This window comes from Planctomycetota bacterium, from assembly GCA_018242585.1.
Taxonomy (GTDB): domain Bacteria; phylum Planctomycetota; class Planctomycetia; order Pirellulales; family PNKZ01; genus JAFEBQ01.
Genome location: JAFEBQ010000029.1, coordinates 10293 through 27800 on the forward strand (window position 1 = coordinate 10293; position 17508 = coordinate 27800).

Sequence of the window (17508 nt, forward strand, 5' to 3'; positions counted from 1 at the left end):
ACCGCATGTTCCAGCTTCTTCGATGGCGTTCGGCTTGCGCCGCAATGCTTTGCGCCGCGTTTCTGTCGTTACCCGTGCGAGCCGACGTTTCGCAACCGGGCGACTTTGCCGAGGGGCGTCAGCCCGCCCTCGCAGCGGCGTGGCGTTTCGACGGCCGAGATTCTTTGGGCGAGTGGCAGCGTCGCGCGCCGGGGCCGCGATCGCCGGTCCATCCATTGTTCGACGCAAGGAACATGGCTGCGGAGTTCGGCTCGCCGGTCGATACGCTGACCGTCGCCCACGAGAACGCACCGCGGTTTCGGCATGGCGACTCCATGACGTTCGACTTCTGGCTTGCGCCCGGCCCGATGCCGGAAAAGAAGCCGGTATTTCTCCTCGCCAAGGGGAGCCCCGAGCGCGCCGGTCGCAACGATGACAACCTCAACTACGGCCTCACGATCGAACGGCTCGGACCCGATTCGATGCGCGTCGGACTGTGCTTCGCGGCCGAGTCGGAAAAGCCGTCGGCGGCCCCCACGCGACATCAATGGTGGAGCGGCACGATCTCCCTCGCCGGCCTGACTTGGCATCACATTGCGGTGACCTACACGTTCGGCGACCCGACGAGCGTCATGCTCTACGTCAACGGCCGCATGCAACTCTTCTCTGGCAAGTGGGAGAACAAGACCCTACGCGGACCAGTCGAGCGCGAGGGGGATCTCTGCATCGGCGGCGGCGACAAGCATTGTTTCCTCGGCCGACTCGACTCGCTGATCTTGCATCGCCGCGTGCTCAAGTCCGACGAAATCGAAACGCTCTACGCCATTCGGCCGCCGCTGCCACCGATCGAGCGTGCCGACGTTGCGCCGGGGCGAGTCCAAGTGGAACTCTGCACCGCGGGCGTCCCCGGCCGTCGCGAATGGCCCGACGCTCCGCCACCCGTCGCGGAAGTGACGACCGAAGCCGCCTTTGGATTCTTCGCGTTGCCGCAAGTCTATCAGGCCGGCGGCGTTCGCGCTGATCCGCCTGCGACGACGCTCCTGCGCGCTTCGGCGCTGGTGTCGCTGCCCAAAGGCCGACATCGGCTGCTCCTACGAGCGCGCGGCGTCTCGCGATTGATCGTCGACGGCAAGCAGCTCCTCGATACGCCGCTCATGCCGGCGAGCCTCAACGGGCATCATCTGACGTCCGAGCAAGACGACTATCTCGATCTTGGGCCCGAATTCCGCTTCGCACCGCCGGGCAATCGCGAAACGTGGTGCGAGTTTGAATCGGCGGGCGATAAGCCGCACCTGGTCGTCATGGAAACCGTCTTCGGCACCGTCCGCCCCGGCCTTGGCGAAACCGTGGTCGCGTGGTCGCGCGAGGGTGAAAGCAGTTGGCGGTTGCTCTCTCCGTCCGGCCGCCATGTGCCTTACACCGACGCCGGCTGGGCTGTCTACGAAGCGGAACGCCGCCAGAACCTCGACCGCATCAACACGGAGAGCCGGTTGGCCAAGCGCCAAGAGCAGGCCGACTATTGGGCCAAGCGTCGCAAGGCGGCACAGGCTTGGCTCGCGGCGACGCCCGAAACGGCCGTACCTCCGTTGCCGCAGGGCATGCCGGCGCTCAACGAGGTCGATCGCTTTCTCGGCGCGCGAATCGGGGAGGTCGCGCCGGCTTACGACCAAGCCGGTCGGCAAGGCCCCGACTACTTTCGCGACATCAAACCGCTGCTAGAAGCCCGTTGCTACAGTTGTCATCAAGGGGGCAAAGCGCAGGGTGGGTTGCGGTTGAACGAACTCGCTTCCGCGCTCCAAGGGGGCGAATCCGACGGATCGGCCGTCGCGCCGCACAAGCCCGACGCGAGCGCCCTGCTCCATCGCGTGCGCAGCGCCGACGCGGATCTGGCGATGCCTCCCGCAGGCGATCGATTGACTCTGCAAGAGATCACCTTGCTCGAAGCTTGGATCGAGCAGGGGGCCAGTTGGCCGGAGTTTCAGGTCACGACTTTGAAGCCGACTCCGTTGGCCGACGACCTGACGTTCCTGCGCCGCGCAACGCTCGACACTGTCGGCGTGCCGCCGAGCGAGAACGAGATCGCCGCTTTCTTGGCCGATGCACCGAAGAACCGCCGCGACAACGCGATCGACCGGCTGCTCGCTGACGAGCGTTGGGCCGACCACTGGATGGGTTACTGGCTCGACGTGCTTGCCGAGAACCCGAACTTGCTCTCCGGCAGCCTGAACAATACCGGTCCATTCCGCTGGTGGATCTACGAAGCGCTGCGCGATGACGTGCCGATGGATGCGTTCGTCACCGAGTTGGTGAGCATGGGAGGCAGCCGGAACGTCGGCGGGCCGGCCGGTTTTGCGGTCGCCGGACAGAACGATGCCCCGCTCGCCGAGAAAGGGGCCATTCTCGCTTCGGCCTTCCTCGGCATCGAGATGAAGTGCGCGCGGTGCCACGACGCTCCCTTGCACGAATCGAAGCAGAAAGATCTGTTCGAGTTGGCCGCCCTGCTCAACAAAGGGCCGGTCAAAGTCCCCGCGACCAGCAGCGTGCCGACCGACAAGCTGCACGAAGGCGGACGCAAAGCTTTGATTCAAGTGACGCTCAAGCCGAATACGACCGTCGAGCCGGCTTGGCCGTTTGCGCGTTTCTGCGACGACACGATCGCCGCGGAGTTGGCGGCCGATCCGAAAAACACGCGCGGTCTTCTTGCCGCCTCGATTACCGCGCCTCAGAACGAGCGTTTCGCCCAAGTGACTGCGAACCGTGTTTGGCAGCGATTGATGGGTCGAGGCTTGGTGAGCAATCCGGGCGATTGGGAAAAGTCCGAGTCGACGCACCCCGCGCTGTTGCGTTGGCTGGGCCGCGAATTCGTTCGCTCCGATTATAGCCTGAAGGCGGTGTCGCGCATCATCATGCGTTCGCACGCCTATCAGCGAGCCTCGTCGCAGGAGCTTGAGCAGGTCGAGCCGCTCTTCGTGGCGCCCGCCCCGCGGCGGATGACGGCGGAACAAATCGTCGACTCATACTTCGCGACAACGGGCAAGCCGTTCGAGGTCGAGGAGCTTTGCTTCGATCTCGACGGCATCTCGAATATGCCCTCGCTCGGCAAAGCGCGCCGCGCCTGGATGCTGACCTCGACCTCGAACGAGCGCGACCGGCCGAGCCTGACGTTGCCGCGCGTGCAGGCGGTGATTACCGTCATGGAGACGTTCGGCTGGCGTGGGGCGCGGCAATCGCCCGTCACGCTTCGTGAAAGCGATCCGAACGTGTTGCAACCCGCGGTGCTGGCCAACGGCGCGATGGCCGGATGGTGCGTGCGACTTAGCGACGATCACGGCCTCACGCGGTTGGCGCTTCAGGACCAGTCGCTCGACGCGTTCATCACTTCTTTGTACTTGCGCTTGCTGACGCGCGAGCCGAGCGATCCGGAGCGTACCGCGGCTCGTGAATTGCTCGGCCCCGGCTTCGCCGAGCGCCGCGTCGAGCTGCCGCAACGTGCGCCCGGCAAGCGCGTGCGGCCGAAATTCGTCACCTGGTCGAACCATCTGGACGGTCCGGCGAACGCCTTGGCCGGGCAACTCGAAGCCGCGGCTCGCCGCGGCGACGCGCCGACGGAGCGGCTTGCGGCCGACTGGCGCGAGCGCTTGGAAGATCTCATCTGGCATACGCTTACTCGGCCCGAATGGTTGTTCATCCGCTGACAAACTTCTTGTCTGCCCAAATCGAGATCGACTTGCCATGAATCGTCGTCAGTTCCTCGCTCATAGCGCCGCTGTTGCCGCCGGCTCGGCGCTCGGCGCTCCGTCGCTCGCTTCCTCGAATCGACCGAATGCCATGCGCGGCAAGGCCGAGCATTGCATCTTCATTTGGCTCGGCGGCGGGATGGCGCAGATCGACACGTTCGACCCGAAGCGGCGCGGCAACCCGCGCTCGGCGCCCAAAGTCGCCGGCTCCGACTATGCCTCGATCGACACGGCGGTGCGCGGCGTGCGGTTCACCGAGCACCTGGCTCAGACAGCCCAGGTCGCCGACCGCCTGACGGCCGTGCGCACCGTGAACCATCGCATCGTCGACGAGCATGCATTTGCGACCAACATGGTTCACACCGGCCGCATGATCAGCGGAACGGTGACGTATCCGTCGGTTGGGTCGATCGTCGCGCACGAGCGCGGCGCAGCCTCGGAGGACGTGCCGGCGTATATGCTCGTCGGGTATCCGAACGTCAGTCGCGGACCCGGCTTTCTCGGTCCTCGCTATGCACCGGTTTATCTCGTCGACACGGAAAGCGGCCCGGCCGGCTTCACGCAGCCCGACGGTCTTTCGGCGGCGCAAGTCGCCCGTCGGGCTCGGCTGGCGGAGTCGTCGCCGAGCGAGACGCGGGGCGCCGCCTTGGCTCACTACACCGAGATTCAGAAACAAGCGCGCCGTTGGGCCGGTCCAAAGTTCATGCGCAATTTCAAGCTCGACGAAGAGCCCACCGCGATACTTCGGGACTACGGCGGCGAGTTCGGCCGACGTTGTCTGCTCGCTCGCCGGCTCACGCAAGCCGGCGTTCGTTTCATCGAGGTCTCGCACAACCTCAACTTCATTAACGGCACCGGCTGGGACACTCATTTCGAAGGCCAGCGGAATCAACACCTGCTGATTCAGGAACTCGATACCGCGCTGTCGGCGCTCATTCGCGATCTGGAAAGCAAGCGCCTGCTCGACAAGACACTCATCGCCGTCGGAACCGAATTTGGGCGTCCCGCGGAGTTCGACAACCGCGGCGGACGTGGACACCAAGGGACAGCGTTCAGTCTGGTGCTTGCCGGGGGCGGATTGAAGCACTGCGGCGCTTACGGCGTCACGAGCGAGCTTGGGCACGACATCGTCGAAAATCCGGTTTCGATTCCCGATTTCCACGCCACCGTCCACGCCGCGCTCGGCATCGACCCGAGCAAAGAGCTGCACCAAGCCGGCCGCCCGGTGCCGATCACCGACGGCGGCAATCCAATCGCGGCGCTGTTCGGTTAAAGTCCTAACCTCCGCGCGGACACTTGGCGCGCTCCAGTAAATTGTGAGTGATCCTTTGCACGCGAGCATCCGGGCCGTGCGGCCGGCTCCAGTGCGACCAGGGGAGGGTGTGGCCGGGCGGCATGCTTAGGTCTTGACACCAGAAGATCGTCGCCGCGTTGAAGACGAAGTTGTCTTTCGGGCCGGGATAGATCGTCGCGGCCCACGTGGAGCGAGTGACGCCGCCGACCCACGCATTGCCCGACGCGACGATGTCCAGGCCCGGCAAATCGGCCGGGCCGCCGTGATATTCCCAGCCGACGAGGCCGGGGATGCGGTCGCCCGGCTTTACCCCGGTGCCGTCAAATATCCAATGATCCGCCTTCGTCACCGTCCAATCGCCGCCGCCGTTGATCGGGCGCGTGTTGCGGGCGCCCATCAGCAAGCCTTCGTCAGGGCCGCGCTCGGGAAACGGACCATTCTTCTGGTTGCGATCATTGGCATACGGTTGATCGCCCCCGTACGGTCCGCCGCGGAAGATGATGCGATTGGGCCTGCCGTCGAATCCGGCGCGAAACGGCGTGACCCAGCAGACGGCGTTGCCCGAAAGGAACAGCAGATTCACGCCGCCGTCGCGCAGCTTCTCAACGCTGTGGAACTGCCGAATGTCCCAATACTCATCGTGGCCGACGCTGATGAACGCCTTGCACTTAAGCCCGCGCTCGGGAGTAAGCATGTCGCTATTGGAGCAATAGGCGACGTCGTAACCATGCTGCTCCAGAAAATAGCTGAGCGGCTGCTCGAACGAGAGAAACTCGCCGGAGCCGACCGAAAGCGGATCGTTGACGATGCCAGAGAACTGCGATTGGCGGCCGTAGGGGCGGTCGAAGCTCACGTCGGCCCACGGACCTTGGCCGCCTTTGGGATGCGTGTAGAGCGAAAAATTCGTCGGCCACTTATTGTACGCCTGCCAAGTGTTGTCGGAGCATTGAAAGAGAATGTCGGCGGGGCGGTCGTCACGCACGATGAAGATCACGTAGCTTTGCCAATACGGCTCGTCGGGCAATGCAGGCAACGTCGTGAGCCGACCAAGATAGACGCCGCTAAGCCAGTCGGCGGGGATTGTGATTTGCGTCGAGGCTCGCCAACGGCACTCGTGCAGATTCTTTTCGCCGGGCTGCGGCGTCGGCTGCACCGCTCCTTCGAGCGGGCCGATCTGCTTCATCAGCCTCGCCCCTTTGCCGTCATAGTAGCCGGTGCGGAAGATTTCAATGTTGAACTTTACCGGTGGATTGGTCGAGACGAAGATGTCGATCGTCTCGCCGGCGGCGACGCTTTGCTTCGAACAGTAGCCTTCGATCCAAGGCGATCGCGTGCCGTCGCGCGAGTCGAGCCGCACGCGCGTGAGCTGCCAATCGTCGGCGCCGGGCTGGGCGTTTTCTACTTGGATCGGATTGAGTTCGGCGGCGAACGAAGCGAGGTTTGCACCCAAGAGTAAGGCGACCGAGACGGCAAGCGATGTGAAAAGGCGCACGGACATACCTCGAAAGCGGTGCAACTTGAGTGGAATCAGACAATGCGACAATGTATCAGGCATGTCATGGTTTTTGTTTGAACGAGCGTCCCCTTTTTACCGCCTCTTGTACGCTGGCCGAGACGCCGCCGTCGCTGCCGACGGCGAGGAAACGAAAGCCTTGAGCAAGACGTTTCTCGACCTCGCCGCCGCCGCACAGTGTGCCGAGCGGAACATCGGCCTCCTTTGCGGCGGCGACGATTGAAGCGATGGCCTCTTCAACGGCCGGATCGCCCAACGGCACGCCCAGCGAGAATGCCAGATCGGAAGGCCCGATGAACAATCCGCTAATACCCGGCGTGCCGGCAATGGCACGAATATTCTTGACGGCCGATTCGCTTTCGATCATCACCCACAGCAGCAGTTCTCCGTGCGTGTCCAACGGCCAAAGGTCTGCCCGTTGGGCATACTCGCCCCCCGACAGTCCCCATTGCCGCGCCGCCCAGCCGTAGCCGACGCCTCGCTTGCCCTGCGGTTCAAAATCAGACGCCGTCTTAAGCTGCGGAAAACGACAAGCTTGCACCATGGCGCGTGCGTCTTCGGCAGTGTCGACATGAGGGACGACGACGCCGAGCGGACCAAGATCAAGCACCTGCTTGATGACGAACTGAAGTTGCTCGCGACCGGCGGCCGGCACGCGAATGAGCGGAACGGTTTGAACTTGTAGACCGGATTTCAAGACGTCCGCCTTCGCGGTCATGCCGGCGAGATAGCTTTCGAGCCTCGTGGGATCGTACGGAGAATGCTCCATATCGACGATGACGAAGTCGAGCTTGCTGCCGGAGATCGCAGCCCCGGCGCGGAGCGAGACGTTTGACGAAAAAATGCCGAAGGCCGGCTTGTTCGATTCCATCAATTCAATGAATCGATTGATCCGTTTGGGAGCCGCGGCGACTTCGTCGGCGACGACGTCTTCGGCCGGCCGAGCGATGCCGATGAGAACGCTTAGGAACAGCAGCAGCCGGCTGACCGAGAGAGGACTCGGCAACTGTCGCTGCGACGAGATTGGTTTGGCGAGTTCGTGCAACATAATCGTTCGAAGCTCGAAGTTAGAGGGTCCAAGGGGCGCGCAACGGGCGCGACAGAAACGCATTAACCTCGGAATCGGAGCTTCGTTCTAGCGCTGGATCCCAAGTGAACTTCCGCTTCAGCACCTGCGCCGCATTGCCCAAGATGCAAAGACTGGCCGTCGAATGCCCGGTTTCGACCGGTTGGATCGGGTCGCGACGCGATTTCACGGCGGCCAAGAAGTTTGCCGCGTGATCCGTGTCGACGTCGTTTCGGACGTGAACATGGTGCTCCGGGTTGCTCATCGGCAGGTGGATTTCATTCGGGCCGATCACGGAATCCTTCAAATTCTCGGGGTACGTCTTGAGCGACCCACCGAGCGTAATTTCCAAGGCCCCTTCAGTTCCTTCGAACTTCGTTCCCGATGACTTTCTAGTTTCACAGAGCAGTTCCAGACCGGTGGCATAGCGTGCCCGAAATGCCGTCTTTGAAGCCGTGGTGAACAGGCTCCCCGGCGGCAGAAACTCCGAGCCCGCGTCTTCGAATTCAACGGGCGTCGTTCCGTCGAAGCCGAGCGCCCATTGCGCAATGTCATTTGTGTGGGCGCCGAAGTTAGTCGTTTGCCCGTTCGAGTAATCGAGGATGTATCGCCACCGAAAGAAACATCTCTCCGCGTGGAAGGGGACCTCGGGGGCAGGTCCGAGCCACATCTCATAGTCGAAACCGTTGGGGATGGGTTGCGGTTGCCAGCCAGGGCCGGGACCCTCGAAGCTGTTGGCATCGACCCAGGTGCGAACGCGTCGAATCTCACCAAGGCGACCGTTTCGCACCAACTCGCAAGCATGGCGGACGGCGGGACTGGACCGGAATTGGGCCCCCACCTGAAAAACCCGGCCTTCCTGGCGGGCGACTGTCACGATCTTTCTTCCCTGCTCGATGGTCAGCGCGAGCGGCTTCTCGCAATAGACATCTTTCCCCGCGCGCATCGCGGCAATGGCGATGAGAGCATGCCAATGGTCCGGCACGATGATGACGACCGCGTCGATGTCGTCGCGCGCGATCAACTCGCGAAAGTCGGAATACGCTGCGCACCGGCTTACGATGCTGGTCTGATGCTTCTGGGCATGATGGAAATCGACCCACTGGCGCGCCGCGTCGCGGCCAAGAAATTGCCCAGGGTGGTAGTAGCCGGTTCCACCTTTGTTGACATCGCAGACGGCGACTATCTCGGCGTCATTGCACGCCAGAAAGGCCGGAATGACGCGCGTGCTTTGATGCCCACAACCGATGACCCCCAAGGTGATACGATTGGACGGCGCCTGCCGCCCGATGGCGTGGCGAGTCAGAACCGTGGGCGCCGCAAAGCCGGCTACCGAGAGGGCAGCAGCACGAAGCACATCGCGGCGCGAACAGCGTCGCGCCACAGCCGAGCGAGGGGAATGCGACATGGGGCAGAATCCTTGACGGCGACGACCGGTACACAGGAGTCGAGCAGACAACTTCACTTTGGAAGCGCCTTGCCGATCGGGCAATCTCGGAAACGGGGCGATGTGTGCCGCTCCATTCTAATTCGTCTTTCCACCCGGGGCAACCGCGCCGGTGTTATAGCGACGCGATGGCATCGACCCCAGCCAAGCGGTCGTCCGCGCGAGAAACTCACTGCAACATCGTGCTGCTGGTTAACAACGCGGATGGGTGGCAACCCTCGAACAGAATTTTGTGTTCCCAGCCATCGCTGAAATCGTACTCGTATTTGAACCGGAGGCGTTTCCCTTTTTTGGGAAGGATGTCTCTGAGCTTCGTCCAGGTCGAATCGACGCACTCAAAATCCTCGAAGCCATCGTCGATTAGTTCAAGATCTCCGTAGCGTTTTCCTTTGATCTCGAAATCGTGAAGGTGGCTGTTCGTCCAGCATCCGGTCGCTGACGCCGGGAATCTTCCGCCGCAATTCGGCAAAGCGATGTGTGCCGTCGTGGGACAGATGAAACAGGATCATGACCTTCCATTTTCCGCCGATCACGTCAAGTGTGGCCTCGACCGGGCAGTGGTAGTCTGTCATGGCTTCGTTGCTTGCCATACTTACTCGCATGTAAGCACCCAACATTTTTTGCGTACTTGGCCTGTTGATGAGTACATTCTATCATTTCCGCGCAGCGAATTCAGGGCTGGATTGAGAGGGAGGTGCGAAATGGCGAGCCTATTCAGCGAGTTTCGGATCAAGGATGTCGTGCTGCGGAACCGTATCGCCGTCTCGCCGATGTGCCAGTATTCCTCGGACAACGGTTTCCCGAACGACTGGCACTTCGTCCATCTCGGCTCCCGTGCAGTCGGCGGTGCTGGCCTTGTAATCGTAGAAGCAACGGCGGTGACGCCCGAAGGTCGCATCAGCCCTGCGGACAGCGGCATCTACCTGGACGATCACGTTCAGGCCTTCACCAAGATCGCAGGGTTCCTCAAGCAGCACGGGGCTGTTCCTGGAATCCAGATCGCTCATGCGGGACGAAAGGCCAGCGCCAACAAGCCGTGGGAAGGCGATGACCACATCGGCTCGGACATGGGCGGTTGGGAAACCATCGCTCCGTCTGCTGTGGCGTTCGGCAGCAACCTGCCGAAAGTGCCACGGGAGATGACGGTCGAGGATATTAGCCGCATCCAGAATGCCTTCGTCGCCGCAGCAAAACGGGCATTAGCGGCAGGGTTTGAATGGCTGGAATTGCACTTCGCCCACGGCTACCTCGCTCACGAATTCTATTCGCCGCTCGCCAACCATCGCACTGACAACTATGGGGGCAGTTTCGACAACCGCATTCGCTTCTTGCAGGACACGTTCGCCGCCGTCCGCAAGGTTTGGCCGGAACGCCTCCCTTTGACGATCCGGTTGTCGGTGACGGACTGGATCGAAGGTGGAGTGACTGTGGAGGAGTCCATTGAACTGGTTCGCCGGTTGAAAGTCGCGGGGCTTGACCTCCTGGACGTGAGCCAAGGGTTCATCACACCGGACATCTCCCAGGTTCCATGGGGACCGGGGTTCATGATTCCGATAACCAGCCGCATCCGTCGTGAGGCGGGCGTACCGACCGCTGTAGGCTGGATGATTACCGACCCACAGCAGGCCGAAGAAGCAGTGCGAGATCAACACACCGACCTCGTGACGCTGGCAAGGGAGATGCTGCGTGACCCATATTGGCCGTACCACGCTGCCTTGAAGCTCGGCGATGAAAAAGCCGCCATGATCCTGCCAGTGCAATACGCCCGTGCGGTAAAGGCGAGATAAGCAGGAGGACAGCGACCATGAACGCATCGAGCGTGCCCATTACGAAGTGCGCCCCGAGCATGCCCACCGGAAGATTGCGGCGGGCCTTGGGGCTACGCCGAGTTTCTCGAAGTCATCCGCAATTCGAAGTACGAAGATCACAAGGGCATGTTGGAGTGGATCGGCGGTTCCTTTGACCCCGAGGCGTTCGACTCGAAGAAGGCCACGAAGGAAATGAAGAAGGGGTTGCCGGATTGGAGGAACATGAGGTAGCCATGCCACAACGCAAGCCAGACCCGGACGAAGCCAAGCAACAAGCCGTCGAGGAAATCGGCGGTCTGGTGGACGCCTTCTGCCGTGAACATCTGAACGAAGAATACGCCGAACTCTGTCGCCGCCTGACCGAGAAGCTGGGCCGCAAACGACCGTCCCCATTGGTCAGCGGCAGGCCGAACACCTGGGCCTGCGGCATCGTGCGGACGATTGGCTGTGTCAACTTCCTCGATGACCGTAGCCAGAAGCCCCACCTGAAACTGACGGCCATCGACAAGGCGTTCGGCGTCGGCGAAAGCACCGGCAAGGCAAGTCGATGCTGATCCGCAAAATGCTGAAGATCAGGCCGATGGACCCGGAGTGGTCGCTTCGCAGCCGCATAGACCAGAACCCAATGGCCTGGATGATCCAAGTGAATGGTTTCATCTTGGATGCCCGGTTCTTGAAACGAGAGATTCAGGAAGAGGCGCTTCGCCAAGGACTGATCCCTTACATCCCCGAACGACCGCAGCCGTCACAGGACGAGGACGACGTGGGGTAGCACGATGGAGAAAGCCAAACCTAAACCGAACCCCTTCAAAGGCCGCTGGCGGATTGTCTCGATGAGCGCCTGGGAGCAAGACTTCATTGACGAAGAGGAAGTGGGCTACATCAAGTTTGGGAACAAGGACCAGGGCGAGTTCCATTTCGGCTACGTCCACGGGCAGATGGATTGCCGCCTCACAACGAGGGACGGGGAGCCAGTGATTGAATGGACCTGGGACGGTAACGACGAAATGGACCCGGCCCAGGGGCGTGGTTGGGCCATCATCAAAGGCGAGGAACTTCACGGGATGATCTTCTTCCACCAGGGCAACGACTCGGAGTTTGTGGCGAAGAAGGCAGAAACGCAGCTGTCGAAGGCCCGCCACTGAATTGCCGTCATCCTTGAATGTGCCCATGCCTGAAAATATGACCGGGTTCATCGAGCGAGTCACCTATCACAACACAGAGAGTGGCTTTGCTGTTCCTGCAGCACCCGCTTCATGCACGGAATGTCACGAACCGGCTTCCGTCGGCGGGTACGAATAACGACCTTCCGGTCGCCCGTCCAGCCGATCGTCGGCGCTTCGCCTTGCCCCGACCCCTCTTCGCGCGGCGCTCGGCTTAGGGTTGAGTGGCGGGGACTGGCAATTGGCCCGAGGGTGGTGGCACGAATTCGCCGGAAGGCTGAGGCGCGGCGAATGGCGGCGGGGCGGTTTGGGATGGCTCTGGCGCAGGCGCGGCAGCCCCGAGAGGCCCCTTGGGAACTGTCACGACCGGCGGCTTGGTGAGGATATAGCTGAGCGCACCCACCGGCGCTCGCAGCGAGTCGCGACGTGCCGCGTCGCGATACGCTTTGTCGGCCCAAGGCGCTTCGGACAGTTGCACGCCGTTGTAATCCAGCAACGATCCCTTTTCCAATTGCATATTCTTGAGTGACAGCGTGTATTCGATCAAGGCTCGATAGAAACGCGAGCTGGCGTCGGCCGCGATGCGTTGCGATTCGAGCACCAGATCGAGCGGCACTTGGTCGGCGTCGAAGGCCACTTGAGCCGCCCGCAGTTGCTGCAGCGCGGCGTGGCGTCGGTTGAAGACGGTTTGCACCACGAGGTAGGCGCGATCCTTTTCGGCCATCGCGGCGCTGATATCGTGGACGACTTGTCTTTCCAATTCTCGCAAAAGGGCCATCTCGCGGCGCAGATTCAACTCGGCGTTGCGGACCATGGCGTGCCCCTTGCGGAAGCCCAGCGGCATCGAAAACTCCGCGCCCGCCTGGTATTCCTGAAACTGGCCAGTGGCCAGGTTCCCCCAGGCATTGTCGAAATCCGCCGTCGAGCCGCCGATCAGGTTTTGTCCGAAGCCGCGCATGCGATAACGTCCCACCATGTCGAACTGGGGTCTGAGGAAGTTGCGACTGGCGGCAAGTTCCAACTCGCGGCGTTTGACCAACCAGCGCTGCCGGCGCAACTCGACGCGACGTCCCAAGGCTTCGGTCATCACGTCAGTCCAGTCGAAAACGACGTCAGCCATCCTGGGTTCGTCGATCGGACGGAGCACTTCGCCGTCGCTGATCGGCAGCCCAATCAGGAGCCGCAATCTTCGTTCGGTCGTCTGCAAGCCACCCTGACCGCGGAAAGTGCCGCCGCTGGTGCCGTTGTTCGTGCGCGTGCCATCCACCGCAATGCCAGCCAAGGCGTTTTGCACTTCCTCTTCGAAACGAAAGTACTGTTCGCGGGCGTGCGCTTCCTTTTCCGCTTCGCCACCCACGCGTCCGGTCGCGTTCAACGAGTTGACGCGCCGCCAGGTTTCCAAGGCCGTGTTGCGAGCCAGAACCTTGGCGTCCAAATCGCGATAGGCGAAGTAGAGATCCCAATAGGCGTTCTCCACGTCGCTAAGCAGCGTGCGCGTGGCGGCTTCGAACTCGGTCAGGCTGACATCGGTTCGCAACCGAGCCAGCATCACGCCGTTGAAAATACCAGGCACGCCGGTCGGGCCGGCGATCCGGTTGTATTGCACTCCCGAACCCTGCGCCAGCGGCTGGCGGACTTCGGCCTCGAAGTTCGTATTCCAGGCGCTGGGGAACTCGTTGCCAGGCGCGTTGTTGGCGTCGTAATCGGTGTTGTGTCGAAAGGCGACCTTGCCGCCCGTCGCGATGGTCTTGGCGATCTGGCTCTGATAGACCAGCGCTTCTTGCTTGAGCAGCCGCGTACCGCCGCCAAAAAACGAGTTGTTGAACGCGCGATGATTGTCTTCGTAGAACAACGTCGTCGAATACTGGGCGTCAAAGGCGGCCAACGCGGCGTCCACGCCGAAACGCGGATCGGTCTCGGTCACGGCGGCGCCATAGACCGTCTGGGCCGTATCGGGCGAGCGAATCAGCGTGCCGCCCAGATCACGAATCACCTGCGCGTTGGCCAGCGCTGATTGAACGGCCTCGTTGAGAGTGAGTTCGCGAAAACGAGGCGGCAGTTGGTTCGACAGCGAGTTCGGGCGGGGAGTATCCAACAGATCGACGCGCGCGGGCGTGCTGACATTGGGATAGTCGATTTCCGTCGCCACGCGTTGATAATGGGCGGTGTCATCGGCGAACGGCGTCGTCTTTTTTTGCGCAAGGCAACCCCCGATCGCCGACAAGGCGATTGCTAGCAACACGGCGGCAACCGAGTCGTTTCGGGGCATGAATTGATGGTCCGTTACCGCACCATGTTTCGGCCGGTCAGACGGCTTTCCAGGGCCCACGGCGATCGAAGGGAAACTAAACATTTAGTAATACTCCCCCTCTATCGGCAGATGGGGGGGCAATACATCCGTTAATGTCGATGTAATCGTTAAACTCGTGCGGAAAGCCCGCGCATGTCCAAAATCCCACGCGAGAAAAGCGCTCTAAGCGTGGATATAATCGACGTTTATGAGTGCCAACCCGGTGAGCCTGGATTCCCTAGCTGACGTGATGTTGGACGAAATCGATCAATTGATCGCCGAGCTGGCGAAGTTATCAAAAACGGATGTCCCCCCGACATCGTTCTATGCCGAGTTGATTCAACGCTCGGTGGCCGCCCTGGCCGCGCAGGGGGGAGCGGTTTGGCTGCTAGCTGATGGGCGCACGCCTGACCTGGTGGCGCAGCTCAACTTGGACACGCCCCTGGCCGGCGCCGATTCCGAGGCTCGCCGTGCTCATCTCGTGGCTGTCGAAGAGGTGGCAAAGGGGGGCCAACCTCGATTGCTGACGCCTGTGCCAGCTTCCGAAGCTTCGCGAGTGGCGCCCTGCGACGCGCTGCGCGTGCTGTGTCCCGTGATGGTCGAGGGGCGTGCCGCGGCCGTCCTCGAAATACTGCAGCGCAGTCAGATTTCTCTCGCGGCGTCGCAAGGCAATCTGCGCTTGTTGACGCTCTTGGCCGAGTTGGCCGCCGACTTTCATCGCCATCACGAATGGCGACAATTTCGTGCCCGAGCGGCCATCGCCACGAAGTTCGAGCAGTTCGTCGAGAAGATTCATCGCAGCCTTGACTCGCAAGCGACTGCGTACACGCTTGCCAACGAAGGCCGAGACCTGGTCGGCGTCGATCGCTTGAGCGTCGTGATCGCCGCCGACAAAGGTTGCCGCCTCGCCGCGACCAGCGGCCTGGATACCTTCGATCGGCGGGCTAACGCCGTGCGTACGCTGGAGCAACTTGCGGGGGCGGCGCTCGCCCAAGGGGAACCCTTGAGTTACGCCGGCGACACCACGGCGCTCCCGCCGCAGATCGAGGCTCCGCTGCAGTCCTACGTCGACGAATCGCACGCCCGAGCGCTCTTGATCCAACCACTGACTGGCCCCGCAGATGCGGCGTCAGCTGACCGGCGCGCCGCGGCCATTGGCGCCTTGGTCGTCGAGCAGTTCAGCGCCGGCTCGATCGACGAGGCGACCGCGCGGCGAATCGAGGTGATTTGTCAGCACGGGGGGCTGGCCTTGCGGAACGCGCTGGCGCACGAGGCGGTGCCGTTCGTGCGCGCGCTCGAAGCGCTCAGCCGTGCGACCTGGTACTGCAGGGCCAAGGGGCTGCCTCGTCTGGCCTGGGGATTGGCGGCCGTGGCGGCGCTTACTGTCGTGCTGGCCGTGGTGCCGGCGGACTTCGAGTTGGAAGCGCGAGGCTCACTTCAACCACGTCAGCGCCGCGATCTCTTTGCGCCCGCGGATGGCGTGGTTGATCGCGTCGATGTCGGCCACGGCGACCAGGTCGCCGCTGGTCAGGCATTGGTGACGCTCCGCAAGCCGGAGTTGGATGTCGAGTTCAGCCGCGTGCTGGGAGAAATCTCGACGGCGCGCAAGCGACTCGAAGGCATTCAGGCCGCGCGGCTGGTCGGTGGCACGGTGGAAAAGGGACGTGATCGCGACAATCAGATGACGGCCGAGGAGGAAGAGCTTAAAGAACGCCTCCGCAGTCTGGAGGCCGAACATAAGATTCTCCGCGAGCAGCAGGCGGAACTGCAGGTGCGCGCCCCGCTCGACGGAATTGTCGTCACCTGGGACGTGGAGCGATTGTTGAGCGCTCGGCCCGTGGCCCGCGGTCAAACGCTGCTGACCGTGGCGCGTACCGAGGGACCGTGGGTGCTGGAAGTACGGCTTGCCGACCGGGACGTCGGCCCGGTGGTTGCCGCGCAAGGTCAACAGTCGACTCCGTTGGCGGTCAAGTTCGTGGTGGCCACCGACCCAGCCACGACGTACCAAGGCGACGTGGCTCACATCGCCATGTCGACCGCCACCGACGACAAGGACGAAGCCTTCGTGCTGGTGACCGCCGATATCGACCGGGAACAACTGTCCGCCGAGTGTCGCCGTCCCGGGGCGACAGTGATCGCCAAGATCCATTGTGGCCGCCGCGCGCTTGGCTACGTGTGGTTCCACGAGCTGATCCACGCCGTGCAGTCTTGGCTGTTGTTTTGAGGGCCGCTGGGCGCCGTGTGGACAAGAGTTCTGGCCCAGCGCGATGCTGCCGGTCAGATCATGAGGAAAGATCGATGCTGAATAAGAACCTCTGTCAGTTGTTCCTCGCCGCTCTCATGTGCGGCAACGAGGCCGCGTGGGCCGGCGAATTGCGCGTGGACGCGGCGCTGGTGACGCTGATCGAGCAAGTGGACGTAGCGGCTAAGGAAGCCGGCGTGCTGATGGAGATTGACGTCCGCGAGGGGCAATGCGTCGAAGCCGGCGCCACGCTCGCGCGCATTGACGATCAGCTTGCCGTGCTGCTGGCCCGAAGGGTGCAAACCGAACTTGATATTGCCCGGCGCGAAGCCAACAACGAGGTCAAGGCGTTGTTTGCGGCCAAGTCGGCCGAAGTGGCCCGTGCCGAGTTGAAACGATCGACAGATTCGGTCGAGAAGTACAGCAAGAGCATTTCCCAGACCGAGTTGGACCGGCTGCGGTTGGTGGTGGAAAAAGCCGAGCTCGAAAGCCAACAGGCGGCGCACGAGCAAGCGTTGGCGAAACTGACCGTCAAGCAGAAGGAAGTGGAATATGAAACCGCTCGGCATAACGTCGAGCGCTGTCAGATTAAAGCCTTGGCGGCAGGCGTCGTGGTCGAAATCAAGAAACGACAGGGAGAATGGGTCGAGCCAGGCATGACGGTGGTGCGACTGGTCCGTATTGACCGCTTGCGGGTCGAAGGATTTCTCGCGGCCAACGATTTGACCGACCATCTGGTGGGCGCGCCAGTGACGCTGGTGGCCAATCTGCCCGGTCGCGCGGGTGCCGAGTTCACGGGCGTCTTGGTTTTCGTCAGTCCCGAGATCAATCCCGTCAACGGTCAGGTGCGCGTGTGGGCGGAGGTCGAGAATCGCGATCAACTTTTGCGTCCTGGCATGAGGGCGTCGCTCGTCATTGGCGCGTCGCGCAAGCCGTAATGTTCAACCATCGCGCCGTCGCAAGGTAACG

The 17508-nt window shown here is 62.2% G+C and carries 11 protein-coding genes and 3 pseudogenes; 8 read left to right on the forward strand and 6 right to left on the reverse strand.

Features of this window, described 5'->3' with window-relative positions; translation table 11 throughout:
- Nucleotides 1-233 precede the first annotated feature (233 nt).
- Nucleotides 234-3674, forward strand: a complete 3441-nt coding sequence (locus JSS27_14815; protein ID MBS0210217.1) for a DUF1553 domain-containing protein — start codon at nucleotides 234-236, stop codon at nucleotides 3672-3674.
- 37 nt (nucleotides 3675-3711) lie between these two features.
- Entirely contained in the window at nucleotides 3712-4989 is a 1278-nt protein-coding gene (locus JSS27_14820; GenBank protein MBS0210218.1) for a DUF1501 domain-containing protein, read from the forward strand.
- A 4-nt stretch (nucleotides 4990-4993) separates the two neighbouring features.
- Here the strand turns inward: JSS27_14820 and JSS27_14825 are convergent.
- The 5 genes and pseudogenes from JSS27_14825 to JSS27_14845 form a co-directional block, all read right to left on the reverse strand.
- Nucleotides 4994-6409: pseudogene (locus JSS27_14825) on the reverse strand (hypothetical protein).
- 157 nt (nucleotides 6410-6566) lie between these two features.
- Nucleotides 6567-7571 (reverse strand): aldolase, encoded by a 1005-nt coding sequence (locus JSS27_14830; GenBank protein MBS0210219.1) that lies wholly within the window; start codon nucleotides 7569-7571, stop codon nucleotides 6567-6569.
- A 19-nt stretch (nucleotides 7572-7590) separates the two neighbouring features.
- Nucleotides 7591-8997, reverse strand: coding sequence for a Gfo/Idh/MocA family oxidoreductase (locus JSS27_14835; protein MBS0210220.1), 1407 nt, complete (start codon nucleotides 8995-8997; stop codon nucleotides 7591-7593).
- Nucleotides 8998-9205: 208 nt separating this feature from the next.
- Entirely contained in the window at nucleotides 9206-9505 is a 300-nt protein-coding gene (locus JSS27_14840; protein ID MBS0210221.1) for a plasmid pRiA4b ORF-3 family protein, read from the reverse strand.
- The gene (locus tag JSS27_14845; protein ID MBS0210222.1) at nucleotides 9402-9638 is read right to left on the reverse strand and encodes a helix-turn-helix transcriptional regulator; all 237 of its coding nucleotides are present in this window, start codon (nucleotides 9636-9638) and stop codon (nucleotides 9402-9404) included. The genes JSS27_14840 and JSS27_14845 overlap by 104 nt, the downstream gene beginning before the upstream one ends.
- A gap of 99 nt (nucleotides 9639-9737) precedes the next feature.
- On the opposite strand from JSS27_14845, the gene JSS27_14850 reads away from it, so the two are divergent.
- The 4 genes and pseudogenes from JSS27_14850 (at nucleotide 9738) to JSS27_14865 (ending at nucleotide 11989) form a co-directional block, all read left to right on the forward strand.
- Nucleotides 9738-10823, forward strand: a complete 1086-nt coding sequence (locus tag JSS27_14850; protein ID MBS0210223.1) for an NADH:flavin oxidoreductase/NADH oxidase — start codon at nucleotides 9738-9740, stop codon at nucleotides 10821-10823.
- A 54-nt stretch (nucleotides 10824-10877) separates the two neighbouring features.
- Nucleotides 10878-11075, forward strand: a pseudogene (locus JSS27_14855) (plasmid pRiA4b ORF-3 family protein).
- A gap of 2 nt (nucleotides 11076-11077) precedes the next feature.
- Nucleotides 11078-11616: pseudogene (locus tag JSS27_14860) on the forward strand (hypothetical protein).
- 4 nt (nucleotides 11617-11620) lie between these two features.
- Entirely contained in the window at nucleotides 11621-11989 is a 369-nt protein-coding gene (locus tag JSS27_14865) for a hypothetical protein (GenBank protein MBS0210224.1), read from the forward strand.
- A 232-nt stretch (nucleotides 11990-12221) separates the two neighbouring features.
- Here the strand turns inward: JSS27_14865 and JSS27_14870 are convergent, their stop codons facing one another.
- Nucleotides 12222-14276 (reverse strand): TolC family protein, encoded by a 2055-nt coding sequence (locus JSS27_14870; protein ID MBS0210225.1) that lies wholly within the window; start codon nucleotides 14274-14276, stop codon nucleotides 12222-12224.
- Nucleotides 14277-14505: 229 nt separating this feature from the next.
- On the opposite strand from JSS27_14870, the gene JSS27_14875 reads away from it, so the two are divergent.
- On the forward strand, nucleotides 14506-16521 hold the full coding sequence (locus JSS27_14875) for an HlyD family efflux transporter periplasmic adaptor subunit (GenBank protein ID MBS0210226.1): 2016 nt from the start codon (nucleotides 14506-14508) through the stop codon (nucleotides 16519-16521).
- 74 nt (nucleotides 16522-16595) lie between these two features.
- Complete coding sequence (locus tag JSS27_14880; GenBank protein ID MBS0210227.1) at nucleotides 16596-17477, forward strand: efflux RND transporter periplasmic adaptor subunit; 882 nt, start codon at nucleotides 16596-16598, stop codon at nucleotides 17475-17477.
- Nucleotides 17478-17508 lie beyond the last annotated feature (31 nt).